Below are 832 nucleotides of genomic sequence, written 5' to 3'. Positions count from 1 at the left end.
TCCTGGATCTCGAAGAAGTCACCCTCGTCGGCGAGGCTGAGGATCAGTTCCTTCATGTCGTAGGGCTTGTTGGCCGAATCCGGGATCAGGGTATTCAGCCGCGTCTCGAGGCGTTCGGGATCGTCGTGGAAGGGCCGGGTCGGCGGCTTGTCGCGGTTGGACAGCGGCAGGAAATCGAACAGGCGCCGCACCTCCTCCAGCGCGATGACGTCATTGTCGTAGGCGCCGTCGGCAACGGAGGATTTCTGCGTGTGGGTGCGCGCGCCGCCGAGTTCTTCGGCCGTCACGATCTCGTTGGTGACGGTCTTCACCACATCCGGCCCGGTGACGAACATGTAGGAGGAATCGCGCACCATGAAGATGAAGTCGGTCATGGCGGGCGAGTAGACCGCCCCGCCGGCGCAAGGGCCCATGATGACGGAAATCTGCGGCACGACGCCCGAGGCATCGACATTGCGCTTGAAGACGTCGGCATAGCCGGCAAGCGAGGCAACGCCCTCCTGGATGCGCGCGCCGCCCGAATCGTTGAGACCGATGACGGGGGCGCCGTTGCGCATGGCCATGTCCATGATCTTGCAGATCTTCTGGGCATGGGTCTCGGACAGCGAGCCGCCGAGAACGGTGAAATCCTGGGAAAAGACGTAAGTAAGGCGGCCGTTGATGGTGCCCCAGCCGGTGACGACGCCGTCGCCCGGATATTTCTGTTCGGCCATTCCGAAATCCGTCGCCCGGTGGGCGACGAACATGTCGAATTCCTCGAAGGAGCCCTCGTCGAGGAGCACTTCGATGCGCTCGCGCGCGGTCAGCTTGCCCTTGGCGTGCTGGGCGGCGA

General features: G+C 63.7%; 1 protein-coding gene. It reads right to left on the bottom strand.

What is annotated here, in order from left to right; genetic code table 11:
• The coding region (locus tag GRZ55_RS23870) for an acyl-CoA carboxylase subunit beta (RefSeq protein WP_306785628.1) at window positions 1–832 on the bottom strand (832 nt) is incomplete at both ends.

Origin of the sequence: Chelativorans sp. ZYF759, assembly GCF_012911015.1 — a bacterium.
Taxonomy (GTDB): Bacteria; Pseudomonadota; Alphaproteobacteria; order Rhizobiales; family Rhizobiaceae; genus ZYF759.
This window is presented reverse-complemented; position numbering and strand designations above follow the sequence as displayed.